Here is a 25,501-nt window from a genome sequence, read left to right as displayed (position 1 = left end):
TTTGCACCACGTCTTGGTCTGCATATGTTCCCCTCCCACGTAAAACCTTTTGCATGGAACTTGACCGTCTGCTGCTTTGGCTGGCCACCCTGTGTTTTTTGGGTGGGGCGGTCATGGTCTTACCCATGCTGCGAGGCACCCAAGCGCATCGCAGCCGGGTCAACCTCGCGGTCATGCTGGTAGGCTTTCTCGCCATCTGCGGCAATCTTTGGCTGCGGGGAGAAGCCCAGGGCCGCTGCCCCATCACCGACCTTTCGGAAGTGCTCGTCTTTGTCAGCTGGAGTTGTGGGCTCTTCTACTTCCTCTTCGGAGTCTCTTACCAGCTCAGCCTCCTGGGACTCTTCACCGCGCCGCTCTCGGTGCTCTTGCAAGGCCTGGCCCTCCTCCTCTGGCAGCCCATGCCCGAAACGGCCCACCCTGCCCATGACTACTGGCTGGAACTGCACGCCGCCCTCTCGCTCTTGTCCTTCGGGGCGCTGGCCCTGGCGGGCACGGCCGCTTGGATGTTTTTGCTGCAAGACCGGCTCTTGAAGAAACGGCGCTTGGAAGACTTGTCGACCGCCCTCCCGCCGATCCGCCTCCTGGGGGGCGCGCTCTTCCGGCTGGTGGCGGCCGGGTTCGCCATCCTCACGATTGGCATCGGGAGCGCCTACTTCATGGTGGCCACCCCCTCACCCGCCAAGCTCGGCTTGGCCTACTTCGTCTGGGGCACCTATGGCGTGCTCCTGGTTCTTTACCTCTTTGCGGACCTGGCGGCGCGGAAGTTTGCGCTGGCCACGGCCTTTGCGGCCCTCTTTTCACTCTTGAGCCTGGGGGTGGTGGCGCGATGAGTGGGACCCGCAAACTCTTCTGCTTGGGGGTCAGTCACCAGACAGCTCACGTCGGGCTGCGCGAGCGGATTGCCGTCTCGGACTCCAGTCTCTCGGAGCGGCTGGCTCACTGGAGGGAAGTCCAGGGCGCCGCGGAGATGGTCATCCTCTCCACTTGCAATCGCACGGAAGTCTATGCCGGGGTCGAAAACCTGCGGGAGGCCGAAGAGCGCCTCTTGCAGGAGCTGGTGGAAAAGGCCGGGCCGGAGATTCGCTCCTCTTGCTACCGGCATCATGGGGACTCGGCCATCCGACATCTTTTCCGGGTGGCGGCCGGGCTCGACTCCATGGTCTTGGGCGAAACAGAAGTCTTCGGCCAGCTCAAAAAAGCCTACGCCCACGCCCACGCCGAAGGCTCGACCGGCTGCCTCCTCAATCAAGTCTTCCAGGAGGCCTTCCGCGCTGGCAAAAAGGTCCGCAGTGAGACCGCCATCACGCGCGGAGCCACCTCCGTGGGGGCGGTCGCGGTGGAGTTGGCGGAACGCGCTTTCGGAGGGCTCAAGAAATGCCGGGCCATGGTCATCGGGGCCGGGGAGACCAGCCGCATCACCGCCAAATCGCTCCTCTCGCGGGGCGTGCGTTCCATGATCGTCTCCAATCGCTCGCTCGAGCGAGCCCAGGAACTGGCCGCGGAAATCGGCGGCCAGGCCATCCAGTTCGATCGCTGGGAAGATGAGCTGGCCCGGACGGACATCGTCCTCTCCTCGACCGCCGCCCCCAGCGCCATCATCAAGCCGCAGCACATCGAAAGCATTCGCCGCAAGCGCCGACACCGCCCGCTCTTCTTGATCGACATGGCCGTCCCGCGCGACGTCGACCCAGCCGTCCACGAATTGGATGAAGTCTATCTCTACGACATGGATGGCCTCGAAGCCATCGCGCGGGAGAGCCGCCGCAAGCGCAAAGCGGAAGTCCGGCGTTGTGAGGCCCTCATTGAGGAAATGATCCTCGCCCTGCAAGAGCGCCCCAGCGCCCCCTCGCCTTCCCTGCGGGAGGTGGGTTCGTGACGCGCCTGGTCTATGGGACCCGCGGCAGCGCCCTCGCTCTCGCCCAAGCCGAACTCTTCGAGAGCGCCCTCCAAAACGCGTTTCCCAGCCTCTCCTTGGAACGAAAAATCATCCAAACCACCGGCGACCGGCGCTCTGACCTCAGTCTGAAAGACCTCGCGGCCGCCACCGGGGAAACCGTCGATAAAGGGGTCTTCATCAAAGAACTGGAAACCGCCCTCCAAGCGGGGGAAATCCAAGTGGCCGTCCATAGCCTCAAGGACCTCCCGAGCGAACTGCCGGAAACCCTGGCACTGGCCGCCGTCCTCCCGCGCGCGGACCCCCGGGATGTCCTCGTGAGCAAGCGGCCCGAGTTGGTGGCAGGCGATGTCATAGGAACCAGCAGTGTGCGTCGCGCCCGCCTGCTCTTGCAAACGCGCCCCGGCCTCCGCATCGAAGACATCCGGGGCAACGTCCCGACCCGGCTTCGCAAGGTCGCCCAGGGCCCCTTTGCCGCCACTCTCCTGGCCAAAGCGGGGCTGGATCGGCTCGGGGCGCGCTTTGGAAACGCTGAAGTCCAGCTGGGAGACGAGCGGCTCTTTGCCGAAATTCTCGACCCCCTCTCCTTCGTCCCCGCCGGAGGGCAGGGCATCGTAGGGCTGGAAGTGCGGGCCGGTGATCAGGAAACCCAGGCCCGCCTGCAAGCCATCAACCATGGGCCGACTTGGCAGGCGGCCTTGGCCGAGCGGGCCTTTCTGCGGATTCTCGAGGCCGGCTGCCACACCCCCGTCGGCGTCCATGCCCACCCCCGGGAAGGCGGCCAGCGCCTCCGGGCAGTCGTTTTCCCGGAAGACGACGGCCCCCCGCGGGAAGCCACCGTAGAGAGCGGAGAAAAGGAACCCGAGCGCCTCGCGCAAGCCTTGTTTGACGAATTGAAATGAACCCAGCTTTTGGAAAATGTTATCTCGTGGGAGCGGGCCCGGGCGACTTGGGTCTGGTCACACTTCGAGCGAAAGAGTGCCTCGAAAAAGCGGACGTCATCGTCTACGACTACCTCTCCAACCCGCAAATGCTGCGTTGGGCTCGGCCAGAGGTCGAAGCCATCTACGCCGGTAAAAAAGCCAAGGACCACAGCATTCCGCAAGGCGGCATCAACCAGCTCCTAATCGAGAAAGCCAAGCAAGGAAAAGAAGTGGTGCGCTTGAAAGGAGGGGACCCCTTCGTCTTCGGGCGGGGTGGGGAAGAAGCCCAAGAGCTGCGGGAAGCGGGGATCGAATTTGAAATCGTCCCCGGCATCACCTCCGTGCTGGCCGGTCCCGCCTACGCCGGCATCCCCGTGACCCACCGGGACCACAATGCCGAGTTCACCATTTTCACCGGCCATGAAGACCCCACCAAAGGAGAAACCAGTATCGACTGGAAATCCATGGCGCAGCGACCTGGAACCAAGGTCTTCCTCATGGGAGTGGAGCGCATCGGTGCCATCGCAGACGCCCTCATGGAGCAAGGGGCCGACCGCGAAACCCCCGTCGCCATGATCCGCTGGGCCACCACCGCCCGCCAGCAAACCCTCCTCGGCACCCTCGGAGACATCGCTAAAAAAGTGAAAGCCGCCCACTTCCAAGCCCCCGCCATCACCGTGGTCGGCCCCGTGGCCCAGCTCCGGGAACAACTCCAATGGTTCGAAACCCGCCCCCTCTTCGGCAAACGCATCGTCGTGACCCGCACTCGCAAGCAGGCCGGGGAACTCAGTCGACAACTAGAAGAGTTAGGAGCAGACGCTTACGAATTGCCCACCATCCGCATCGAGGATCCGCTCCAAATGGAAGACTTTGGCTACCTCGTGAAAGACACCCACACCTACGACTGGCTCATCTTCACCAGCCCGAACGGAGTGGATCGCTTCTTTGACCTCTTCTTCAAAATCTATCATGATGCCCGCTCGCTCGGCGGCGTCCGCATCGCCGCCATGGGCCCAGGCACCGCCAACGCCATCCGGAAATATCGCTTCGCCGTCGACCTCCTGCCGGTCGAGTATGTCGCGGAAGGGCTCCTAGAAGCTTTCAAAAACGAAGGCGTCGAAAACCTCAAAATGCTCTGGGTCAAAGCCGAGGAAACCCGCGAAGTTCTCTTCGAAGGCCTAAGCGAGCAAGGGGCCATCATCGACCGAGCCATCGCCTACCGCACCGTGCCCGAGACCCAGGACGTCAGTGGCGGCATGGCCCGTTTCCGGGAAGAAGGCGCGGACCTCATCACCTTCACCAGCTCCTCTACCGTGGAAGCCTTCTTGGCCCTGAAACTCCCTCTACCGGAAAGCCTCCAAATCGCCAGCATCGGCCCCATCACCAGCAAAACGCTCCGGCAAAACGGCCTCTACGTCGATATCGAAGCCAGGGAACACACCATGCCGGGACTCGTGCGGGCGATTCGGGAACACTACCAACCGGAAGTCGAAGAAGCCTGAGAGCGTCCGCCTCCCGAGAAGGCTCGGTGCGCTGTGGGGGGGGAAGTTCAAGCAAGTTCAATGAGTCCAAAGCGATTTCCAAGCTTCTCCACTATGCTCCATCATCGATGCGGTATCACTTATTGCCGAGTTAGTAAGTGGACACAATGGAGTAGTGAGTAGGGTCCTACCGCTTGTTCGCCTTTTTCCGGGCCGCTTTTTGAAACAGCCTAGTATCGGTGGCCCGCGACGTCCCCGGCGCGGCGGGTGCGATGAGCCGATCCGCAAACCACTCACCCACCCAAGGCCTTTCCGGCTACCCATCACTTGGGATCAGCTGCACCCAGAATAAGAAGTCTTCCCCCACCGCGCCGAGGACGTCGCGGGCCACCGGGGAACGCTTGCTACCGTAGTTTTCGGGGGGCTTCTGCTAGGATGGTCTTCACGATGTCCCATTGCTGTTCTGTCAGGTCCATCCATGACTCATACACCCCTGATACCAATCCACATAAATAGCTAGTATATTAGAGGAGAAGTGTTAGGAAGTAGATTCTGATTGAAGGTGACTTGTGAGGCCCTTGGTTTCAATGTGTTTGTGCGAGTTCGTGCGTCTATCCGGCTATTGGGAGCTTGGCTCTTTTCTTTGAGTTTGCTTGGATCCAGTGATCGAGTTGAGAAGAATGCGGGTCTGCTGGCGGCAGGATTGGATGGTTCTCAAAGGAGCTCCGCGGAGGCGAAGGAGGCCGTCGCTTGAGATTAGCTCGTTGGGAAGACCTGCGCTTCCCCCTCTTCCCCGGCGCTCAGGCGCAGGACGGCTGTGGCGTGAGCCGCGAGCGGGAAGGTGTCCCCACCCGCTAGGGGCTGCCTACCCTGGCCCAAGCCGTTCTCGCTCGCGGTGTCGATGATGGCCGTCCACTGGACGGTTTCGGGCTGGCCGGGGAGCACGAAGTTCTTGGGCTTGTGCTCGGCGTTGAAGAGGAGGACAAAGGAGTCGTCGTGAGCCGAGCGACGCCAATCCCGCTTCCGCGTGCGCGCGCTTCCCGTGAGCAACATCCCGATCCGTTTGCGGTCGGGATCGTGCCAATCGTCGTGATGCATGAGACAGCCGTTGGCGCGGAACCAGAGCACATCCCGCACTTGATCCCCTCGGAGAAAGTTCCCTTCCAAAAATCCGTGGCGTCGAAAAATGGCATGGCGCTTCCGGAGCGCGATCAGCTCTCGGACAAAGACCTGGAGATTCTGCCCGTCCTCATCCCAGCGCCAGTCCAGCCAACTGATTTCATTGTCCTGGCAGTAGGCGTTGTTGTTTCCTCGTTGGGTGCGACCAAACTCATCGCCCTGCATGAGGAAGGGTATGCCTTGGGAGAGAAAGAGTGTGGTGAGAAAGTTGCGCGCTTGCCGCTGCCGGAGCGCGCGCACCGCGGGATCCTCGCTCGGGCCTTCCTGGCCGCAATTCCAGGAGAGGTTGTGGGCCTCGCCATCCCGGTTCTCTTCTCCGTTTTCGAGATTTCGCTTTTCGTGGTAGCTCACGAGGTCGCGCAAGGTGAAGCCATCGTGAGAGGTCAGGAAGTTGACGCTGGCTTGGGGTCCGCGGTAGCGATAGTAGTCTTCGCTCCCGGTCAGGCGGTAGGCGAACTGCGCCAAGAGGCCGGGGTCGCCTTTCCAAAATTGCCGCAGGCTATCGCGGAATTTCCCGTTCAATTCCCGCCAAGGCCGGGGAAAGCCGCCCACTTGGTAGCCATCGTGGCCCAGGTCCCAGGGTTCGGCGATGAGCTTGACCTGGCTCAGGACGGGGTCTTGCCGGACCGCGCGGAAGAAGGAACTCTCCGAGTTGAAATAGCGTCCCTCCCGGCCCATGACGGGCGCGAGGTCGAAGCGGAAGCCATCCACTCCCATGACTTCCACCCAGTAGCGCAGGCTGTCGAGCACCAGGCGGACCACCATGGGGTGCCCCATGTTGATGGTGTTGCCGGTGCCGGTGACGTCCCAGTAGTGAGCCAGATTTTCGGGCGAGAGGCGGTAGTAGCTGAGGTTGTCGATGCCGCGGAAGGCCAGGGTCGGCCCGCGCTCGTTTCCTTCGCCGGTGTGGTTGTAGACCACATCCAGGATCACTTCCATTCCGGCGGCGTGAAAGGCGCGCACCATTTCCTGGAATTCCCGCACCTGGCCCCCCAAGGGCCCGGAGGCGCTGTATTCGGCATGGGGCGCGAAGAATCCAATGCTGCTGTAGCCCCAGTAATTGGTTCGGCCCTTTTCGACTAGGAATTGGTCGTCCACGTGATGGTGAAGCGGAAGGAGTTGGATGCTGGTGATCCCTAATGATTCGAGATAGGCAAGGGCGCCGGGGCTGCCCAGCCCGGCGTAGGTTCCCCGCAGGGGTTCGGGCACGAATTCGGCCAGTTGGGTGAAGCCTTTCACGTGGGCCTCGTAGACGATGGTTTCAGAGAGCGGGACTTGGGGGCGGGAGGTGCCCTGCCAGTCAAAGTCCACCGCCACCACCAAGCTTCGCGGGACGCTTTCGGCCGAGTCGAAGGGGTCGGGCTCTTCGGTTCCGGGTGAGGTCGCGAGCGCTCCCCGCTGCGCCTCCTGCCCAAGGATCGGCCCCGTGATGGCTTTGGCGTAGGGATCGAGCAGGAGCTTGTAGGGATTGAAGCGGTGCCCGCTCTGGGGCGCGAAGGGGCCGTGGACCCGGTAGCCGTAGGGGGTGCCGGGGCCGACGCCGGCCAGGGCCCCGTGCCAGACCCCATCGGTGCGATGAGGCAGGCGCACTCGCGCGGTTTCGCGCTGGTGGTCTTCGGGGTCGAAGAGACAGAGGTCGACCGCCCAGGCGTGCTCAGAAAAGAGGGCGAAGTTCGTCCCACCCGCTTGGGGCGTGGCTCCCAGGGGCGATGGCAGGCTGTCCGGTAGGAGTTTCACAGAAGCCCGAGGTTCAGCGGGGAGAGCGGGCAAAGCTTCCGGAGGGGCCTCATTTGACCGCGGCGGCCACGGGCTCGACTTTGGCGGCCGGCTTTTTACCCTTGGGCTGGACTTTGAGAAAGGTTTGGAGGGTGGTTTCCCAGTTGTCCAGAAGACGCTGGGCCTTCGGGCTGCCCGTGAGCTCCTGGTGACGGGTGATGAGCTGCTTCACGACGGCGATGTCCTCGGGGTCTTCGAGCGCGACGGGCTCGACCATTTCATCGTTGTAAATCCGATGGAAGGTGTCGTTCTCGTCATAGATGTAGGCGGTGCCCCCGCTCATGCCGGCCCCGAAGTTTTTTCCAGCGCCGCCCAGGACGACGACCAAGCCGTTTGTCATGTATTCGCAGCCGTGGTCGCCAATGCCTTCTACCACGGCCGTGCCGCCCGAATTGCGAACGCAGAAGCGCTCGCCTCCTCGCCCGTTGGCAAAGAGGTAGCCACCGGTGGCTCCATACATGACGGTGTTGCCCACGATGGAGTTGGCGTGCGGCACGAAGTCCGGGTGCGCCTGGTCGGAGGGCTTGATGATGATCTCCCCCCCACACATGCCTTTGCCGACGTAGTCATTGGCCTCGCCGCTCAACTCGATCTTGATGCCCCCGCAGAGGAAGGTGCAGAAGCTCTGTCCGGCACTCCCTCGGAGTCTGAGGGAAATGGTGCCCTCGGGCAGGCCGTGGTCGCCGTAGCGGCGGGCGATTTCTCCGGTAAGTTTGGTGCCGATGTTTCGGTGAGTATTCCGGATGGGGTAGGAGAGTTCGACGGGCGTTTTCTGGGCGATCGCTTCCCGGGCGTCGAGTAGGATCTGGTCGTCGAGCGGTGGCTCGTGGATGCCGTCGTTTCGCTCTTCCACGCAGTAGCGCTCTCCCTGCTTGGCGGTCACGTTTTTGAGAATGGGCGCCAGGGAAATGGTGTTGGCTTTGGGGTGGTCGAGCACTTCCCGCTGCCGGAGAAACTCCGGCCGGCCGATGAGATCGTTCAATCTGCGCACGCCCAGGTTGGCCATGATTTGGCGACATTCCTCGGCCACGCCATTGAAGAAATTGACGACCATTTCCGGGGTGCCCTTGAACTTGGCGCGGAATTTCGGCGAGGTGGTGGCCACGCCCACCGGGCAGACATTCAGGTGGCACTTGCGGACGTAGACGCAGCCCATGGCGATGAGGGCGATGGTGCCAAAGTTGTATTCCTCCGCGCCCAGGATGGCGGCCGTGATGATGTCCTGTCCTGTGCGGAGTCCCCCATCGGTCCGCAGGGTGATGCGGTCGCGCAGTCCGTTTAGCAAAAGCACTTGCTGGGTCTCGGCCACGCCCAACTCCCAAGGGAGCCCGGCGTGCTTGATGGACGAAAGGGGCGAGGCCCCCGTGCCCCCCTCCCAGCCGGAGACCAGGATGATGTCGGCATTGGCCTTGGCGACCCCGGCCGCGATCGTGCCCACCCCCGTCTCGGCCACCAATTTCACGCAGACCCGGGCCTTGGGGTTCACTTCCTTCAGGTCGTGAATGAGCTGAGCCAGGTCCTCGATGGAGTAGATGTCGTGGTGGGGAGGCGGGCTGATGAGCTGCACGCCGGGTTGGGTTTTGCGAAGCTTGGCAATGACGCCGGTGACTTTGTGCGCGGGGAGCTGGCCGCCTTCCCCCGGCTTGGCTCCCTGAGCCATTTTGATTTCCAGCTCTTCGGCGTTCACCAGATACTCCGCACTCACACCGAAGCGACCGGAGGCAATCTGTTTGATCTTGGAGTTGGCCCAGTCGCCATTGGCCCACGGGGTGAAGCGCTTGGGGTCTTCTCCCCCTTCGCCCGAGTCCGACTTGCCGCCGATCCGGTTCATGGCAATGGCGAGCGTTTCGTGGGCCTCCGGGCTGAGCGCTCCCATGGACATGGCGGCGGTGGTGAAGCGGCTGCGAATGTCTTCGATGGGCTCCACCTCATCGATGGGCACCGGCCCCGACGCGGCTGGGACCCATTCCATGACGTCCTTGAGGCCCACCGGGCGGCTTTTCAGGATTTCTTTGACGTAGTCATCGTAGTCCTCCGATTTGCCCGATTTCACAAAAGTGTGGAAGTTCTTGATGACCCCGGGGTCGACCACATGGGTTTCGCCGCTGCGGCGGTAGATGTTGTAACCGGGATCGCCCAAGGCCTTCTCCTCCCCTTCGTAGCCCGAAAAATGGCGCTGGAGGGCTTCTTGGCCCACGTCGAGGAAGCCAATGCCGTCGATCTTGGAATGGGTGCCGGTGAAGCAGCGGTCCACCAGGCCCTGGCCCAGACCGATGGCTTCAAAGATCTGGGCACCCTGGTAGCTATTCAGGACTCCAATGCCGATCTTGGACATGATCTTGAGGAGGCCCTTTTCCAGTCCGTAGCGATAATTCTTGAGCGCCTGCAAAGTTTCCACGCCCTGGAAGTCCTTGGTTCCTTTGGCGATTTCATCGCGAATGCTGGCGTAGCCGAGGTAGGGGCAGATGGCGGTCGCCCCGTAGCCGAAGGTCACGGCCAGCTGGTGGGGATCCCGCACTTCACCCGTTTCCACCACCAGAGAACAGCGCATGCGGGTGCGCTTGCGACTGAGGTGATGGTGGACTGCGCCGACCGCCAAGAGGGCCGGAAGGGCGACGCGCTCGGGGCTGACTCCGCGGTCACTGAGCAGCAAAATGACCTTCCCGTCTTCGACCGCTTCCTCGGCCGACTGGCATAAGGCATCCAGCGCCGGCTCGAGTCCTTTCGCGCCCTCCGCCACCGGCCAAGTCAGGTCGAGCAGCTGGCAGGGGAATTCGTCCAGGTCCTGAATGGCCTCGATCTGGTGTTCGAAGAGAATCGGGCTCTCGATGTTGAGGACCTTGGCGTGCTCGGGGGTCTCTTTTAGGATATTGCGTTCGGGGCCCAAGCCCGCTGCCAGCGACATCACGAGTCGCTCGCGGATGGGGTCGATCGGGGGGTTGGTCACCTGCGCGAAGAGCTGCTTGAAGTAGGTCGAGAGCAGCCGGGGCTTGTGCGAGAGAATCGAGAGCGGGATGTCATCGCCCATGCTGTGGACGGCCTCTTGACCGCCCACGGCCATGGGCTGGATGGCCATTTTGATTTCCTCTTGGCTGATGTCGAAGGCCAGCTGCCGCTTGACCAAGTCCGCGCCCACGATGGATTCGGTGGGCTCGACGGGGTCGGGGGTGGTCAGTTGGTCCAGCTCGGTCCGGTTTTGCCGGATCCACTCGCCGTAGGGCTGGGCTGCCGCCAACTCTTCGCGAATGGCTTGATCCCCAAGGAAGCGACCGCTCGTGGTGTCGATGCTGAGCATTTCGCCCGGGGCCAAGCGCCCTTTTTGCACCACGATTTCGTCGGGCAACTCGGCCACGCCCACCTCCGAGCCGAGACTGAAGAGCCCATCCTGGGTGATTTTGTAACGCGCTGGGCGCAGCCCATTGCGGTCGAGCGTGGCGGCGACCGTTCTTCCATCCGTGAAACAGACGGCGGCCGGCCCATCCCACGGCTCCGAGAAGGAGCGGTGATACTGGTAGAAGGCTTTCACGGGCTCGCTCAGGAAAGGATTGGCCCGCCAGGCCGGAGGGATCAGCATGGACATGGCGTGCTCGACGCGACGCCCCGAGAGCACCAGCAACTCGAGCGCGGCGTCCAAGCTGGCGGAGTCGGATTCTTGGTGGTCGATGACATCACGAATGAGGGCGATGTCCTCGCCCCAGATTTCGTGCTGCATGTCCCCCTCACGCGCGGTGATCCAGTTTCGATTGCCTCGCACCGTGTTGATTTCTCCATTGTGGGAGAGCATCCGGAAGGGGTGGCAGAGCGCCCAAGTGGGAAAGGTGTTGGTCGAAAAGCGCTGGTGGTAAAGGCAGATGGCCGTCTCAAAATCCTTGTTTTTCAGATCGTCATAGTAGGCGGGGAGGCCGGTGGCCACGGCCAAGGCCTTGTAGGAAATCATGCGGCCCGAGAGGGAGGGGATGTAGAAGCCGGAGATGCCGTTTTTCTTGGCCAGGCGAGTGATTTGCTTGCGGCAGAGATAGAGTTCGCGCTCGAACTTGTCCGCGTCGGGTTCGCCTTGCTGTTGCAGAAGAAGCTGCTTGATGACGGGCTCGGAACAGCGCGCGATCTCGCCCAGGGCCTCGCTTCGAACGGGCACATCCCGCCAGCCCAGCACCGTCACCCCCCGGCTCCGGATGAGGTCTTCGCTCAGATCCATGATTTGGCGGGCCTGCTCGGGCTGGGTCGGCAGGAAGAAGACTCCCACTCCGAGGTTGGCGGGTTCGATGCCCTTGGCTCCGCGTTCTTCGGCCAGGGCGCCGAAAATTTTGAAGGGAATTTGGGAGAGAATGCCCGTGCCATCGCCGGTCTTGCCATCGGCATCCACGGCCCCCCGGTGGGTCACATTGCAGACGGAGCGAATGGCGGTCTCGAGAACACGGAAGGATTTCTCGCCCGGGATGGAAGCCACCATCCCGACGCCGCAAGCGTCCTTCTCGTTTTCCAGCCGATGAAGACTGCCTTGGTTGGGAATCTCAAGCTCGTGCAAATACATGTCCGGTCCTCCGCTTGGGTTGAACGCAACGGAAAGGGAGTGAACGCTGCAAGGAGCGTTCCGCAGGGCTGCCTTTTCCGAGGGCCGTCCCGCTCGACGGCATTACGTGCCTGCCGCCGAGCGGGTCGGTAAGGTAGGCCAAAAGCTGAAATTGCGAGCCCTTTTTTGTGGCTGCTTGGGGCCGGGCGTTTTTCGGTTTCCGCGTTCCCTAAAAAATGCTTTAGAACAAGGGTATGCACTACGCCGAGCTCAAGCGCTTCCACGACCTGCCTCTCTTTGAACTCCTGCAAAAGGCCCGCCGCGTCCACGAAGCGCACTGGCCGGAAAACGAAGTCCAGCTCTGCACCCTCTTGAGTATCAAAACCGGAGGCTGTTCGGAAGACTGCTCCTATTGCGCGCAAAGTTCCCACTACTCCACGGGAGTCGATCGCGAGCGGCTCCTCTGCGTGGACGACGTCATGGAACGAGCGGAGGCCGCGGTGGCCAATGGCTCGACCCGCTTCTGCATGGGCGCGGCTTGGAAGGGGGTCAAAGCCGGCACCCCCCGCTTCGACAAAGTCTGCGAAATCGTGCGAGAAGTTTCCAAGACCGGGATGGAAGTCTGCGTGACCCTCGGGGAGCTGGATGCCGAAGCAGCCCACCAACTTCGGGAAGCCGGCGTCACGGCTTACAATCACAATATCGACACCTCGCCCGAGCACTACCCCAACGTCGTCACGACCCACACCTTCGAGGATCGACTCCGCACCATCGGCCACGCCCAAGAGGCCGGCATGAGCGTCTGCTGCGGGGGCATTCTCGGTCTGGGGGAGAACACCGAGGACCGCCTCAAAATGATCGAAGTCATCTCCGAGTTCTCCCCCCAGCCTGAAAGCGTGCCCATCAACAAGCTCATGCCCATGCCCGGCACCCCGCTGGCTGGGGGAGAGCCGGTCACAGTCTTTGACCTCGTCCGCATCATCGCCGTGACCCGCCTCGCCGTGCCCCAGGCCAAGGTCCGCCTCTCGGCCGGCCGGACCGCCTTGAGTGAAGAAGGCCAAACCCTCTGCTTCTTTGCCGGGGCCAATAGCATTTTCTACGGCGAGAAACTTTTGACGGCCAAGAACCCGCAGGTCGAGGCCGACCAAGCGCTCATCGCCAAGCTCGGCATGGCCCCCCAGGCACCCAAGCCGCTCGCCCCGGCCGAAGCCGCCGAGATGCTGGCCTGAATCCCCAGCCCCTCGTCCATCGCCACCGCGGGAGGCTACTTTCTCCTCTCTCTGCTAGGTCTCGGCAGACACTCGTAGTAAAATGGCGAATATGAACCCTCGAGCTCTTCTCGTGAGCCTGGTGGGGGCAACCCTTCTCTTGCTCGCCCTCTTTTTGCTTCCTCCCCCTTCCGCTTCAGACAAGGCGGCGTCAGAAAATGGTTCGAGCGACGCCCGAGACCTCCCCCAAGCCACCACCCCTTCCGCTTCCCACTCGAGCGACCCGGCCGCCTCCCCCGCCTCCCTCCGGCCCGCCCGCCCGTCGCTCTCTTCCCAACCTGCTTTCGGCCAGCGGCCGAAGAACTCCCACGACCTCCAAAAACTGGCCACTCTCCTCCGCAGGGACACCGACCCCCTCCAGCTGGCCGAAAAGGCGGATGGCAGCCGCTTTGTCTCCCTCGAAGGCACCTTCCAAACGGCCTCCCTCGCTCGTCGACGGGCGGACGGCACCTTCGAAATCGTCTGCTTCGAAAACTTCTCCCAAGCGGAAAAGTTTCTTCTGAAACCCCCGCCTCCCGTCCAGCCACCGCAGGACGAGCCTCTGCAAGACGAGCCCCCGAAAGTGACCTACACAGAACGATGACACCTCGCTCTCTGCTTGGATGGGGTCTGGGGCTCGTTGGGTGGCATGCCGCCCTCGGGGCAGAGTTTGAGATCCAATTCAACGATGGAGCCGACTTCGGCTTCAATGACACCACCGCCGTCTCGCCCGTCGGGGGCAACACCGGCACCACCTTGGGCCAGCAGCGTCGTCTCCTCATGGAACGGGCGGCCGCCATTTGGGGGGGCTACTTGCAGAGCGAGGTCCCCATCGTGATCGCAGCCCGCCATCTCCAACTGGGCGGCTCCAACTTCTCGGCCACCCTTGCCTTCGCCGGGCCGGAGGGCTTCTTCGAAGGCTTCCCGAACGCGCCCCAAGAGGACGTCCTTTACGCCTCGCCGCTTGCCGACAGCCTGCGCGGCGCGGACAACGACCCCGGCCAGGCCGACCTCTCCGTCACCATCAATGAATCCGTCGACTCCAGCCCCTTCGTGCTCGGCGGCGCCGGCTACTACTACGGCTTGGACAATGAAGCCCCCGCGGGCCAGGTCGACCTCCTCTCCACCCTGCTTCACGAAATCGGCCACGGACTCGGCTTCCTCTCCGGAGTCGACGAAACCGACGGCACCCTCCTGGGCGGCCTGCCCGACAGTTTCACCCTCCGGATCTATGACGAGGAGACCGATAAAGCTTGGCCCGCCATGACCAATGCCGAGCGCCAGGCCTCCGCCATCAACGCCCCCGACCTCACCTTCCGTGGACCCGCCACCCAACAGGCCTCCCTCCGCCAACTGAAACCTGAATTCGGGGACGTGGTCGTCCGCCAGCTCGACAGCACGGGAGCCGTCGTGCAAACCTTTGCCGCCCAAGCGGGCGACTTTGGCTGGGGCTTGGCTCCCTGGGGCCTGACCGGCGCGCTCGTCTTGGTCGATGACGGCTCCGGCGTCACGAGCGACGCCTGCTCTGCCCCCTTCGCCAATGCCGAAGCGCTCCTCGGCCGGATCGCCCTCATCGACCGGGGCAGCTGCAACTTTGACGACAAAGTGAAGCGAGCCCAAGACGCCGGGGCCCTCGGCGTCCTCATCGTCAACAACGCCGGGAATGACCTCGTCTCCATGCAGGGAAACAACGAAGAAATCCTCATCCCCTCCCTCTTCCTCGGGCAAGCAGACGGGGACACCCTCAAGTCCCTCCTCCCCGGCGCGCTCGTGCGACTGGAACAAACCGGCCCCCGCGCCGGCTCCACCGCCGAGCAAGTGCGGCTCTACGCCCCCAATCCCACCCAATCCGGCTCCAGCGTCTCCCACTGGTCGCTCGACGCCTACCCCGACCTCCTCATGGAGCCTTCCATCGCCAGCTCCCGCCTACCCGACCTCGACCTCACCTTGCCCGCCTTGCGAGACATCGGCTGGCCAGTCGAAAACCTCGCGCTGCCCTATTACACCTACGCCCTCTGGGCCGAAGACCAGCTCTCCAGCAGCCAAAATGGGCCGACCGAAAACGCCGATGGCGACCGCTTCACCAACTTCCAAGAATACGTCTGGGGCAGCGACCCCCTCTCGGCGGCCAGCGTCCCCTCGGCCGTGCAGCTCGACGCCCTCGGCAGCGCCACCTACCGACTCACCTACCAGCGCAACGCCCTCGCCGGAGACATCTATTACCAACTCGTGGAAAGCAGCGACCTCACCCTGCCGGAGAACCCCGCGCTGGACGGCTTGGACTTCTTCCAAAGCGCCACCACCGCGCTCGCCGAAGACCAGGTGCGAATCCAGCTAGAGATCACCTCCAGCGCCCCCGAGAAAGCCTTCTTCCTCATCGAAGCCGAACCCTTCCTCTCGGAGTAATCCCTCCCCTTTCCCTACTCCTCCCAGAGAGTAACATGCCAAGCGATGGCTCGCGCCCAAAGCATCGCCTATTTCTTCTGGCTCACCCTCCTGACCTCCGCCCTCTCAGCGGAGTGGGAAACGCTCGAAGGCTGTCGCTTGCTTCCCAGTTCCAAAAATGACGGCGACTCCTTCGTCGTCGCTCATCAAGACCAAACCTACACCTTCCGCTTGTATTTCGTGGACGCGCCCGAGACCGTCTTGTTCTATCCAGAACGCGTCCAAGACCAAGCCGCCTACTTCGAATCGGACATGGACCAAATGGTCCGCCTCGGGCACGACACCGCGGAATTTGCCCGGCGCTTCCTAGCTCGGCCTTTCACCGTTCACACCCGCTGGAGTGATGCCATGGGCCACCACAAGCGCTATGCCGCCCTTCTCTACAATGACCAAAAAGAGAGCCTCATCGAAGCCTTGGTCGCCCAGGGCTACGTCCGAATCAAAGGCTTCCAGCCTCCTTCCGCCTGGCCCGGCGGGAAAGACGCGTCGGACTACCATCGCTTGCTCACCAAACTGGAGCGTCAGGCCCAGCAAAGCCGCCAAGGCGCCTGGCGCACTTGGCGGCGAGAGGACGACCGCACGGCGCTTTCCTTCTTCGCGGAGACCGAAGCCAATCGAGATGGCTTAATCGATGTCAACTCCGCCCGGGAAGACGAGCTCAGGCAGCTCCCCGGAATCGGCCCGGTCTACGCCAAACGCCTCGTCGAGTCCCGCCCCTTCTTCCACCTGGACGACTTGGTCAAAGTGCACGGCATCGGCCCCCTCACCCTGGAGCGCCTCAAGCCCTTGGTGACCCTCTCGCTGCCAGCGGCCTACGCGGACACCGCCCGCTCCTACCTCCTGGACCCGAACCAATGGGCCAACCGGCAAATCCAGCTTCGTGTCAAAGGCTTGCACGCGCTCGACCTCGAAGCGCCGGAAGGCTTTGACGTCTTCACCGCGGCCACGGGCTCGCCCGAAGTCGAAGGCGGAGCGCTCCGGCTCTACTTGCCCAAAGAGCAAACCGAAGAAGCCCAGAATTACTTCGAGCGCAGCCAGCAACCCGCCACCCTCTCGGTCTACTTCTTCCGCTATGAAAAGGAATGGGTCGCGGTCCTCCGTCGAAACTAATCCCAAGCGCCCGCCGCCAACAAGAGAACGGGAGCTTAGTAAAAAAAGCTGCCAGCTCGATCTCCCCGAAACCCTTTCCCAAATCAATTCCCTCCCCCGACCCCTCCGAAAAAAATCCACCCCATGAAAGACCTCTTCCAAAACCTCGCCACCGTCGGCGTCTTTCTCTCGACAGCCCTCGCCCACGCGGAAAGCCCTTCCCCAGCGCCCCTCAGCGAATGGACCACCTTCCTGACCGCGGAGCAAGTCGCCCAGAAAACCTCGGATCCTCGGACCATCCTGGTGGACGTTCGCCAAGCCGAAGCCTACCTCGCCGGTCATCTGCCCGGTGCCATCAATTTGCCCGGGAGCTTTTGGCGCACCCCCAAGGCCTCCCCGGGCGAAGGCGATAGCCAATACCTCTTCCGCCGGGAAGACGGCACCGCCGATGTGGCCCGGTATGAGCGCTTTTTAGGGGAAGCGGGCATCGCCCACGACTCCCCCGTCATCATCTACGGAAACCACGCTGGAAAAACCGATGGCACCATCCCCGCCATGATCCTCGATTGGCTGGGTCACGAAAGCGTCTACTTTCTCGACGGCTTGGGAGCCGAGGAATGGACCGCGGCCGGTTTCGCGCTCTCACAAAGCCCCTCGGTTCGGGAAGCCACCACCTACCACGCCACCCCGAAGGCCGATTTCGTCTGGAACTTGGACCAGGTTCTGGCCCACCTGCGTGATCCTGACGTGCTCTTCATCGACACTCGCTCGCTCGCCGAATACACCGGAGACGAAAAGCGCTCCAACGCCCACGGCGGGCACATCCCGGGGGCCATCCGGCTGGATTACCTCGATCACCTCGAAGAAGACAGCAAGCGGGTCCTCCCCCCGGCCCAAATCCTGGCCTCCTTGGAGGAACGAAACATCGACCGACAGAAAACCCTCGTCCTCTACTGCCAAACCTCCACCCGCGTCAGCCTGCTGGCGCTGGCGCTCGGAGACCTCGGCTTCCCAAAAGTCGCCGTCTACGATGCCAGCTGGCACGAGTATGGAAACCGCTCCGACACCCCCATCGCCCGCTAGCAGGGAACCCCCAGGTCTTCTTGCGAAGTCATCGGTAGCGCCACGCATCCCGGCCGACCCCTTCCCTCGGGATGGCCCCGCTGACCCAGTCTGTGTGGTGATGCACTGTGTCCCATGAAAACCATTAGCCTAACGGAGGAGGCTTACGCGCGATTGAAGGCTTGGAAGCTTTCCCCGAAGGAGTCCTTCTCCCAGGTCGTGCTGAAGGCGGTTCCCAAGCGGGGAACCGCGGCTGATTTGGATAGGGCTTTTGATGCTTTGGGAACGCCGAGTGCCGAGCAGTGGGAAAGGATGGAAGCGGCCTTGGCAGAAGGCAATGACTGGCGGAGCCATGGCGATGCTTGGGCGCAGGAGCCGGGGCGAGCGCGATCGCAAGCCAGTCGGCCCTCGTGACCCATAACCAGGAGGAATTCCAGCGCGTGCCAGGCTTGCGCCTCGAATCCTTCTGAACTCACCGGCAGCCCGCCGCGTCCCCCTCTAGCCCGTCAGCCAACAAAAAAAAGACCGGGCGGTTTCCCGCGCCGGTCTTTTTGTATGGAATGGACTTTCGCTGGTTTCTCAGACAGAGGCCGTGCCCTTCGCTCCGCGGTAGCTGACTTCAGCTTTCTTGGGAGCGGTTTTGATAAGAGACTGGCGGCTGAGTTTGAGTCCGCGATAGAAGATGGTGTTGGTCATGTTCTTAGTTTCCTTTCTGTGATGAATGGGGATGGTTTGAGAGAGCGTTTTGCGCTCAGAGATTGACGGTGCCTCGGGCGCCGCGGTAGTAGACTCGTTCTTGGTGGGCGGCGTGAGGAGCGTCCAGTTGGACATCGGCTTCAGCGCCGCGGTAGGTGATGTGGGCGGTGTGAGGGGCTTGCTTTTTGAGCGCTTCGGCCTTCACTTTGGCTCCGCGATAGATGATGTGGGTCATGTTTTGGTTTTCCTTTCTTGGTTGTTTGTTGTTTTGAATGGATTCAGCAAGTTTCGCTGATGGCACCCTAAATCGCACTCCGCGTGCCAAGCCCTTTTTTCCTTCGTAAGCCCTTCAGTGTGAATGACTAAAGATTTTCGGGCTCTTCCCCCCTTGCACCGTTCCTGCCCAAGGGTTGAACAGGCGGTGATCACTGGTTGACCACTTCGCATGCCGAGCTCCTTGCCGATCGCCATCACAGGACTGGGAATCGCCACCTCCTTGGGGCGCACTCTCTTGGAGCACGAAGCTCGCTTGGAGCGGGGCTTGACCAGTTTTCGCCCGCTCTCCAAGCTCTATCCCGACGCCTCCTTTGGGGAAACGCGGGGCGCCTGGGTCCCCCGAGAATGGCTGGCCCATCGTAAGTTTGGGCCAGCCAGCAATCTGGCGCGCCTCTGCGCCCTCGCGGCCGTGGAAGAGGCGGGGATCGAGCCCCCCCAGCTGCAAAACGCGGGCCTGTTTCTGGGAACCAGTCGGGGGAACGCGGCGGGATGGTTGGAGCCTTGGCCTGGGCACCGGCCCTTTGGCCTCTTGGCTGCCAGCAATTCCATTCACAGCGAGCCCGCCGCGGCCGTCAGCTTGGAGCTGGGAATCCAAGGCCCTTGGCAGGTCCAGGCCAGCGGTTGCTCTGCCAGTCTGGACGCGCTGGGCCTGGCGCTCTTGCACCTGCGGGCCGGGCTCCTGGAACGCGCTCTGGTGGTGGGAGTCGACCTCCCCATCGTCCGCCCGCTCCTGGAGACCTACGCCCGCTCCGGCGTGCTCGCGCAGCGGGAGGCGTGCGACCCCTATGACCCCGGCACCGATGGCTTCCACCCCGGCGAGGCGGGAGCCGCCCTCCTCCTAGAAACTCTTCCCGCGAGCCAAGCCCGTTCGCATCCGCAACTGCTCGGCTACTGGGCCAACAGCGACGCCGCCAACCTCATTGGGAGCCCGGCCGAGGGCGAGCAACTGGCGGCCCTCTACCAACAAGCCCTCCAGGAACTCGCGCGCACAGGCCAGCCGCCGGCCCACCTTTGTCCCCACGCCAACGGGACCCAGAGCAATCGCCGGAGCGAAAGCGCCGCCCTGGCCCTGGCCTTCCCCGAGCAGAAGCCCACCCTCCATCTCTTGAAGCCCTTCACCGGGCACAGCGTGGGCGCGAGCGGGCTCGTGGAAACAGTCCTCCTGGCCCACTACCTTCGTCGGGGCCTGCTGCCACCCAACCTGGCGGGTCGAACTTCCCTGCCGGGCGCGCCCCTCCCAGGGGAGCCCGTGCCGGTGGCCGGCACCGTGCTGAACACGGCCATCAGCATGGGCGGACACAATGCCACCGTCGCCCTAGCCGCGGCCGAGAGCCCTTGAAGCCCGGCCTGCCCGGCGGGGCGCCGATCCCGGATTTGGCATTGCTCTTTGCCCGAGCGGTCCTTTCTTCAGGCGCACCGCCTCTCTCCTCGCATGAAACCGACCAAAGCTGTCCTCACGGCCGCCAGTCCCGACCACCGCACGCTTGCCTTGCAGAAGTTGGTCGATCGGGATGGGCGGGAACGCTCCGTTCTGGAAATCCTTCTCCGGGAAATTCATTCTGCCGCCATCGAAGACGTCTGCGTCATCGTGCACCCGGGCGATGGCGAAGCCTACCGCCAAGCGACCGAACGCGTGCCGGTGCGGCTCACCATGATCGAACAGGCCGAAAAGCGCGGCTACGGGCACGCCCTCTCGCTCGCCAAGGACTTCGTGGCCGGCCAGCCCTTTCTCCACACCGTCTGCGATCACCTCTTTCTCAGCCACGATCCCGAACGCTCCTGCGCCCAGCAGCTCCTGGAAGCGACCGACCGGGAAGACTGCGCTCTCTCAGCGGTCCAATCCACGCGGGAAACAGACATCCACCATTTTGGGGCGGTCGCGGGCAGCCTTCTGCCCACCGAAGGGCCGGACACGCTCTACGAAATTCGCAACGTCGTCGAGAAACCCACGCCGACTGAAGCCGAGCAGCGCCTCCTGGTTCCGGGCCTGCGGGCCGGCCGTTACCTGACCTTCTTTGGCATGCACGTGCTCCCCCCCCTCGTGCTCGAGCTTCTTCAGCAAAAAGTGGAGGCCGCCGCTGCCACGGGCGATCCCGCCCCCATCCAGCTCTCTCCCACCCTGGCGGAGCTCGCCCAGCAGCAGCAATACGGCGCGCTTCTCATCCGAGGGGAGCGACACCACATCAGCATGAAATACGGCCTCTTCTTCACCCAACTGGCACTCGCCCTCAATGGCTCGGAAAAAGCCGAAGTGCTCACCGAATTGGTGGAACTCATGGCCCGCACCCAATCCTGACTCCCCGCCCTCCATGCCGAGTCAGCTCGTTCCCCTCATCACCTCCTCGGAAGCCGCCGTCCGGGATCAATCCATGGATGCGCTCTGCGAAGGGCTCTCTCTCGCGGCCTTGCTGGAGGAATGCGAGCACCTGGACCGCTTCCGCCGGGAAACCGAAAGCCTCTACCAGCGGGTCCGCGCGCTCTTCTTCTTGGCGGCCCTCTACCGCTTCCACCTCCCCCAACGCGAAGGACTCGTCGAAAGCGGCCACGTGCCCTACGAAGGCTACAGCCTCCTGATGGAGCGTCGCTTCGCGGAAGCCATCGAAGTCTTTCGCCGAACGGCCGAGCGGGAGGGGGGGAGCGAGACCATCGCGAGCGCTCTCGCAAGCACCTACCACCAACTCGCCTTCCAAACCCTGGCCGACCAAGTCCGCCTCAGCGTGCGCTCGGTGGCCGGCAATCGCTGGATGTTCCGCCTGGGCCACCCCTACGACCAACCCCTCCGCATCCGCAAAGAACTCCTGGAACGGGCCTCGGCGCGCGAACCCTTCCCCCTGCTCGTCGAACGCACCCCCGTCCGGATGGACCTAACCCACAGCGCCTGGAGTGATATCTTCTTCCTCGGCATGGACTTCCCAGAAGGAGCCAAGGTCATCAATCTCTCGGTCGACCTCGGCATCCAAGGTCGGGACACCCGCGCCGAACCCCCCATCGAATGCAGCTTCCGCGTCATTGACCAACCCGTCATCCGCCTGGTGAGCGTCGACTTGGAAACCCAAAAAGACTTCCACCAACTCAATGACCTCTTCGACTTCGCGGCCGACTACCTCGGACTGCTCAAAGCCGCGCTCGTGGCCTCTGGTCTGGTGCCCCCCGGCCTCGAAGGCTCGGGCCAAAGGCTCTCCGACCTCCTCGGCCGCCTCCTCGGCCCGGGCCTCGGCTTTGAACTGGTCAGCCAAGTCCGCGGCATCCCCAAAGGCTCCCGCCTGGCCGTCTCCACGAACCTCCTCGCCTCGCTCATCTCACTCTGCATGCGCGCCACCTCGCAGATTCGCCCCTTGGAAGGGCCCTTGGTGGAAGAAGCGGATCGTCGCCTCATCGCGGCCCGCGCCATCCTCGGGGAATGGATTGGCGGCTCGGGCGGGGGCTGGCAGGACTCGGGGGGGATCTGGCCGGGCATCAAGGTCATCTGCGGCCAACCCGCGCAGGAGGGGGATGTCGAACACGGGGTCAGTCGCGGTCGACTCATGCCGGATCACGAAACGCTCCAGCCCCCCAAGCTCGACCCCGCCATCTCGCAAAAGCTCCAAGACAGTCTGGTGGTCGTCCACGGTGGCATGGCCCAAAACGTCGGGCCCATACTCGAAATGGTGACCGAGAAATACCTTCTCCGTTCAGCCAAAGAATGGGAAGCGCGCCAAGAAGCCATCCAACTCTTGGAAGAAGTCCTCGAAGCGCTCCGCACGGGCGACATCCAGCGGCTCGGCCAAGCGACGACCCAGAACTTCTTCGGCCCCCTCCAAACCATCATCCCCTGGTGCAGCAACCTCTTCACCGAACGCCTCATCGCCCGCTGCCGCGAACGCTACCAAACCGACTTCTGGGGCTTTTGGATGCTCGGGGGCATGGCCGGCGGGGGCATGGGCTTCATCTTCGCCCCCGCCGTCAAGGCCGAGGCCCAAGCCTGGTTGGCCGAAGAAATGGTGCGCTCCAAAACCGAGCTGCAAAAGGCGCTGCCCTTCGCCATCGACCCCGTCGTCTACGACTTCCGCCTCAATGACCAAGGGACCACCGCCACCCTCCGCCGCGGCCCCGACGCCCTCCTGAAGCCCGTCTACTACCGCTTCATGCTCCCCCTCCTCGTCCGCCAAGACCCCAAGACCCTCAGCCAAGCGCAAACCCTCGAACTCCAGCAGCTGGGAGAAATCTGCCGCCAAAACGAGGAATTCCGCGCCCTCGTGCCCGACTTCTTCCAACGGCTCTTTCCCGAAACCGCGGAAGAAAAAACCCAATCCGACCTCGCCTCCCTCTTGCAGGAAAACGGCTTCGACGCCCTCCAGCACGAGCAAATCCGCCAAGACCTCCGCTCCGGCCAGATCGGCCTGGCCCAAAACCGACTCCCCCTCCGCACCAAAATCGAAGACGTGCGCCCCGAGGACATTCACGACCTCCGGCGACCCGAGGAAATCGCACCCGAAACCCTGGCCGTCGGCCAAGCCTCGCTCGCCCGGGGCGAAGTGGCCGTCGTCACCCTAGCGGCCGGCGCGGGCAGCCGTTGGACGCAAGGGGCCGGCGTCGTGAAAGGCCTCCACCCCTTCTGCAAATTCGCCGGCCAACACCGCAGCTTCCTGGAAACCCACCTCGCGAAAAGCCGCTCCATCGGGCAAGCCTGTGGCGTCTACCCGCCCCATCTCTTCACCTCCAGCTACCTCACCGAAGCACCCCTCCGGGACTTCCTCCACCATCACCAGCAATTCCACTACCCCGGGCCCGTCCTCATTTCGGAGGGCCGCTCCATCGGCCTCCGCCTCATCCCCATGGAGCGGGACCTCCGCTACGCCTGGGAAGAAACACCCCAGCAAACCCTCGACGAACAAGCGCAGAAAGTCCGTGAAAGCGCCCACGCTGCCCTCCGCGCCTGGGCTCGCACCGCAGGCGAGGGGAGTGACTACACGGACAACCTGGCCGCCCAATGCCTCCACCCCGTCGGCCACTGGTATGAAATCCCCAACCTCCTGCTCAATGGCAGCTTGGCCAAACTCATCCAAGAGCAGTCCAACTTACAATACCTCCTCTTGCATAATATCGACACCGTGGGCGCCCACCTCCATCCCGCGCTCCTGGGCCAGCACATCGAAAGCGGCAGCACCCTCAGCTTCGAAGTCATTACCCGTTGCCTCGAAGACCGGGGCGGTGGCTTGGCCCGGGTCGATGGCCATGTCGAACTAGTCGAAGGCCTCGCCCTGCCCCGGGAAGACGCCGAATTCGACCTCTCCTACTACAACAGCATGACCACCTGGATCAGCCTGGATGGCCTGCTGGCGCTCTTCGACCTCACGCGCGACCAACTGACTGACATCCCACGCATCCAAAAAAACATCCGGGCCCTGGCCCAACGCATGCCCACCTACCTCACCCTCAAAGACGTGAAAAAACGTTGGGGGAGCGGCCAGGAAGACATCTACCCGGTCTCCCAATTTGAAAAACTCTGGAGTGATATGACCCAACTCCGCGAATTGGACTGCAGCTTCTTTCTCGTCCCTCGGGAGCGCGGGCAACAGCTCAAAGAACAAGCCCAACTCGACGGCTGGCTGCGCGACGGCTCCGCCGCCTACGTCGAAAAACTCTGCGCCTGGTAGCGGCTCGCCCCAGAAAGAATTCGGACCGAGTTCGTAAAAGACGACCCGCCCCTTCCGCCGCCCCCACCAGCCGAATGTTGAGAAGCCATGCACCTCCGGGCCATACTCTCCCAGCAAACCCTCTCCCTCATCGACGAGGAGGGCGCCGTCGCCCGCACCTGGCCCCTTTCCTCGGCGGCCAAAGGGATCGGTTTCAAGGAAGGCTCCTTCCAGACCCCGACCGGGCGTTTCCTCATATGCGAAAAAATCGGCGCCGGGGAGCCACCTTACACCATCTTCAAAAACCGCCGCCCCACCGGCCTCTGGGACCCCACCACCGGCCAGCCCACGGGCGAAGACCACATCCTGACGCGCATCCTCTGGCTGAAAGGCCTCGATCCGGAAAACGCCAACACGCGCGAGCGCTACATCTACCTCCATGGCACCCACCAGGAAGAAACGATCGGTCAACCCGTCAGCCACGGTTGCCTGCGACTCACCAACCACGACATCCTCGAAGTGTTCCAAGCAGTCGAAGAGGGAACCCTCGTGGAAATCCTGGCCGAAGCCTAGTCCCAAGCCGCCCGTAGACACCGTTGGCTAAGAAAACGAAGCCGGAGCAGCGCATCCCACCTTTTTGAAACCATGGAGGGATCAGAGACCGGGTTTCAGGTTTCAAGAGCTAGGAAGATCAATCCAGTGTCCCTCGGCTGCGGCGTGGTAGTGTCGGCCTCGCGCTCTCGTCTTGCCTTGGTCCGACCCGAAGTTCACGCGGATGTTCTGCCAATTTATCCGGCAGCTTGGTATTCCCGGACGGCGCCGAAGTTCCCATACTGACTGCCTGATCGCAAAGACTTCCAGCCGCTAGAAACAGCCCAGTATTGGTGGGCCGCGACGTCCCCGGCGCGGCGGGAGCGATGAGCCGATTGGCAAACCACTCCCCCACCCAAGTCCTTTCCGGCTATCGATCACTTGGGTAACGCTGCACTCTGAACAAGAAGACTCCCCCCACCGCGCCGGGGACGTCGCGGCCCACCGGAGAAAGCTTGTTACTCTAGTTTCCGGGGGGCCAAGACGAGAGTGAGTATGGCGGTGCGGGGCGTGCCTGAACAATTGGAGGAGGATAGGAAGCTGCGGAATTTGGTAGTGAGGATGAAAAATGTGAAGATTTAATGGCTGGGCTGAATGGCGCGGGATTAAGCGGCGAGATCGTGATTTGAGTTGTGGTGATACTTGGCGTGATAGCTGGCACGGGGCTTGGTCATGAAGGTGTAGTTTTTGGGCCTTCGCTTGCGGCAACGCGGCTCG

The 25,501-nt window shown here is 62.9% G+C and carries 17 protein-coding genes; 14 read left to right on the top strand and 3 right to left on the bottom strand.

The genetic code is table 11. The features are described from left to right. Nucleotides 1-53 precede the first annotated feature (53 nt). Genes ccsA through cobA form a run of 4 tightly spaced genes read left to right on the top strand, consistent with a single transcriptional unit; the run spans nt 54 to nt 4,319 of the window. Complete coding sequence (gene ccsA, locus AAF555_08970) at nt 54-830, top strand: cytochrome c biogenesis protein CcsA (protein MEM6911704.1); 777 nt, start codon at nt 54-56, stop codon at nt 828-830. Next, the gene (hemA, locus tag AAF555_08965) at nt 827-1,876 is read left to right on the top strand and encodes a glutamyl-tRNA reductase (protein ID MEM6911703.1); all 1,050 of its coding nucleotides are present in this window, start codon (nt 827-829) and stop codon (nt 1,874-1,876) included. The genes ccsA and hemA overlap by 4 nt, the downstream gene beginning before the upstream one ends. Then, nucleotides 1,873-2,796, top strand: coding sequence for a hydroxymethylbilane synthase (gene hemC / locus AAF555_08960; protein ID MEM6911702.1), 924 nt, complete (start codon nt 1,873-1,875; stop codon nt 2,794-2,796). The genes hemA and hemC overlap by 4 nt, the downstream gene beginning before the upstream one ends. Continuing rightward, entirely contained in the window at nt 2,793-4,319 is a 1,527-nt protein-coding gene (cobA, locus tag AAF555_08955) for a uroporphyrinogen-III C-methyltransferase (GenBank protein ID MEM6911701.1), read from the top strand. The genes hemC and cobA overlap by 4 nt, the downstream gene beginning before the upstream one ends. A 735-nt stretch (nt 4,320-5,054) precedes the next feature. Here cobA and glgX read toward each other — a convergent pair. Both glgX and gltB read right to left on the bottom strand, forming a co-directional pair. Continuing rightward, on the bottom strand, nt 5,055-7,214 hold the full coding sequence (gene glgX, locus AAF555_08950) for a glycogen debranching protein GlgX (GenBank protein MEM6911700.1): 2,160 nt from the start codon (nt 7,212-7,214) through the stop codon (nt 5,055-5,057). A 49-nt stretch (nt 7,215-7,263) separates the two neighbouring features. After that, on the bottom strand, nt 7,264-11,784 hold the full coding sequence (gene gltB / locus AAF555_08945) for a glutamate synthase large subunit (protein MEM6911699.1): 4,521 nt from the start codon (nt 11,782-11,784) through the stop codon (nt 7,264-7,266). Nucleotides 11,785-12,017: 233 nt separating this feature from the next. On the opposite strand from gltB, the gene bioB reads away from it, so the two are divergent. From bioB to AAF555_08915, 6 genes are all read left to right on the top strand, one after another. Beyond that, complete coding sequence (gene bioB / locus AAF555_08940) at nt 12,018-12,992, top strand: biotin synthase BioB (protein ID MEM6911698.1); 975 nt, start codon at nt 12,018-12,020, stop codon at nt 12,990-12,992. Nucleotides 12,993-13,083: 91 nt separating this feature from the next. Further along, on the top strand, nt 13,084-13,614 hold the full coding sequence (locus AAF555_08935) for a hypothetical protein (protein ID MEM6911697.1): 531 nt from the start codon (nt 13,084-13,086) through the stop codon (nt 13,612-13,614). Continuing rightward, nucleotides 13,611-15,416 carry a PA domain-containing protein gene (locus AAF555_08930; GenBank protein MEM6911696.1) on the top strand — a complete coding sequence of 602 codons (1,806 nt, stop codon included), beginning with the start codon at nt 13,611-13,613 and terminating at the stop codon, nt 15,414-15,416. Before AAF555_08935 ends, AAF555_08930 begins: the two co-directional genes overlap by 4 nt. Before the next feature lie 45 nt (nt 15,417-15,461). Continuing rightward, nucleotides 15,462-16,565 carry a helix-hairpin-helix domain-containing protein gene (locus AAF555_08925; protein ID MEM6911695.1) on the top strand — a complete coding sequence of 368 codons (1,104 nt, stop codon included), beginning with the start codon at nt 15,462-15,464 and terminating at the stop codon, nt 16,563-16,565. Between the two features lie 123 nt (nt 16,566-16,688). Continuing rightward, entirely contained in the window at nt 16,689-17,627 is a 939-nt protein-coding gene (locus tag AAF555_08920) for a rhodanese-like domain-containing protein (GenBank protein ID MEM6911694.1), read from the top strand. 114 nt (nt 17,628-17,741) lie between these two features. Next, a complete protein-coding gene (locus AAF555_08915) occupies nt 17,742-18,020 on the top strand; it encodes an antitoxin VapB family protein (GenBank protein MEM6911693.1) in 279 nt (92 codons plus the stop codon). 337 nt (nt 18,021-18,357) lie between these two features. Here the strand turns inward: AAF555_08915 and AAF555_08910 are convergent, their stop codons facing one another. Next, a complete protein-coding gene (locus AAF555_08910; protein ID MEM6911692.1) occupies nt 18,358-18,537 on the bottom strand; it encodes a hypothetical protein in 180 nt (59 codons plus the stop codon). A gap of 210 nt (nt 18,538-18,747) precedes the next feature. Here AAF555_08910 and AAF555_08905 point away from each other — a divergent pair, with 210 nt between their 5' ends. The 4 genes from AAF555_08905 (at nt 18,748) to AAF555_08890 (ending at nt 24,766) form a co-directional block, all read left to right on the top strand. Continuing rightward, nucleotides 18,748-19,917: a beta-ketoacyl synthase N-terminal-like domain-containing protein gene (locus AAF555_08905; protein MEM6911691.1), complete on the top strand. Its 1,170-nt coding sequence runs from the start codon at nt 18,748-18,750 to the stop codon at nt 19,915-19,917. A 93-nt stretch (nt 19,918-20,010) separates the two neighbouring features. Beyond that, complete coding sequence (locus AAF555_08900; GenBank protein ID MEM6911690.1) at nt 20,011-20,874, top strand: sugar phosphate nucleotidyltransferase; 864 nt, start codon at nt 20,011-20,013, stop codon at nt 20,872-20,874. A gap of 13 nt (nt 20,875-20,887) precedes the next feature. After that, on the top strand, nt 20,888-24,214 hold the full coding sequence (locus AAF555_08895; GenBank protein MEM6911689.1) for a UTP--glucose-1-phosphate uridylyltransferase: 3,327 nt from the start codon (nt 20,888-20,890) through the stop codon (nt 24,212-24,214). Nucleotides 24,215-24,301: 87 nt separating this feature from the next. Continuing rightward, entirely contained in the window at nt 24,302-24,766 is a 465-nt protein-coding gene (locus AAF555_08890; protein ID MEM6911688.1) for a L,D-transpeptidase, read from the top strand. Nucleotides 24,767-25,501: the final 735 nt, after the last annotated feature.

Source organism: Verrucomicrobiota bacterium (genome assembly GCA_039027815.1).
Classification (GTDB): domain Bacteria; phylum Verrucomicrobiota; class Verrucomicrobiia; order Verrucomicrobiales; family JBCCJK01; genus JBCCJK01.
The sequence above is the reverse complement of the archived record's forward strand: the minus strand, read 5'-3'. Positions and strand labels throughout refer to the sequence as shown.

Excerpts from the sequence above, each read along its gene's own strand:
- AAF555_08905 (MEM6911691.1), top strand. The coding sequence starts at position 18,748 with ATGCCGAGCTCCTTGCCGATCGCCATCACAGGACTGGGAATCGCCACC.
- cobA (MEM6911701.1), top strand. The coding sequence starts at position 2,793 with ATGAACCCAGCTTTTGGAAAATGTTATCTCGTGGGAGCGGGCCCGGGC.
- AAF555_08890 (MEM6911688.1), top strand. The coding sequence starts at position 24,302 with ATGCACCTCCGGGCCATACTCTCCCAGCAAACCCTCTCCCTCATCGAC.
- bioB (MEM6911698.1), top strand. The coding sequence starts at position 12,018 with ATGCACTACGCCGAGCTCAAGCGCTTCCACGACCTGCCTCTCTTTGAA.
- AAF555_08915 (MEM6911693.1), top strand. The coding sequence starts at position 17,742 with ATGAAAACCATTAGCCTAACGGAGGAGGCTTACGCGCGATTGAAGGCT.
- hemA (MEM6911703.1), top strand. The coding sequence starts at position 827 with ATGAGTGGGACCCGCAAACTCTTCTGCTTGGGGGTCAGTCACCAGACA.
- ccsA (MEM6911704.1), top strand. The coding sequence starts at position 54 with ATGGAACTTGACCGTCTGCTGCTTTGGCTGGCCACCCTGTGTTTTTTG.
- AAF555_08925 (MEM6911695.1), top strand. The coding sequence starts at position 15,462 with ATGGCTCGCGCCCAAAGCATCGCCTATTTCTTCTGGCTCACCCTCCTG.
- AAF555_08920 (MEM6911694.1), top strand. The coding sequence starts at position 16,689 with ATGAAAGACCTCTTCCAAAACCTCGCCACCGTCGGCGTCTTTCTCTCG.
- AAF555_08930 (MEM6911696.1), top strand. The coding sequence starts at position 13,611 with ATGACACCTCGCTCTCTGCTTGGATGGGGTCTGGGGCTCGTTGGGTGG.
- AAF555_08900 (MEM6911690.1), top strand. The coding sequence starts at position 20,011 with ATGAAACCGACCAAAGCTGTCCTCACGGCCGCCAGTCCCGACCACCGC.
- AAF555_08935 (MEM6911697.1), top strand. The coding sequence starts at position 13,084 with ATGAACCCTCGAGCTCTTCTCGTGAGCCTGGTGGGGGCAACCCTTCTC.
- gltB (MEM6911699.1), bottom strand. The coding sequence starts at position 11,784 with ATGTATTTGCACGAGCTTGAGATTCCCAACCAAGGCAGTCTTCATCGG.
- AAF555_08910 (MEM6911692.1), bottom strand. The coding sequence starts at position 18,537 with ATGACCCACATCATCTATCGCGGAGCCAAAGTGAAGGCCGAAGCGCTC.
- AAF555_08895 (MEM6911689.1), top strand. The coding sequence starts at position 20,888 with ATGCCGAGTCAGCTCGTTCCCCTCATCACCTCCTCGGAAGCCGCCGTC.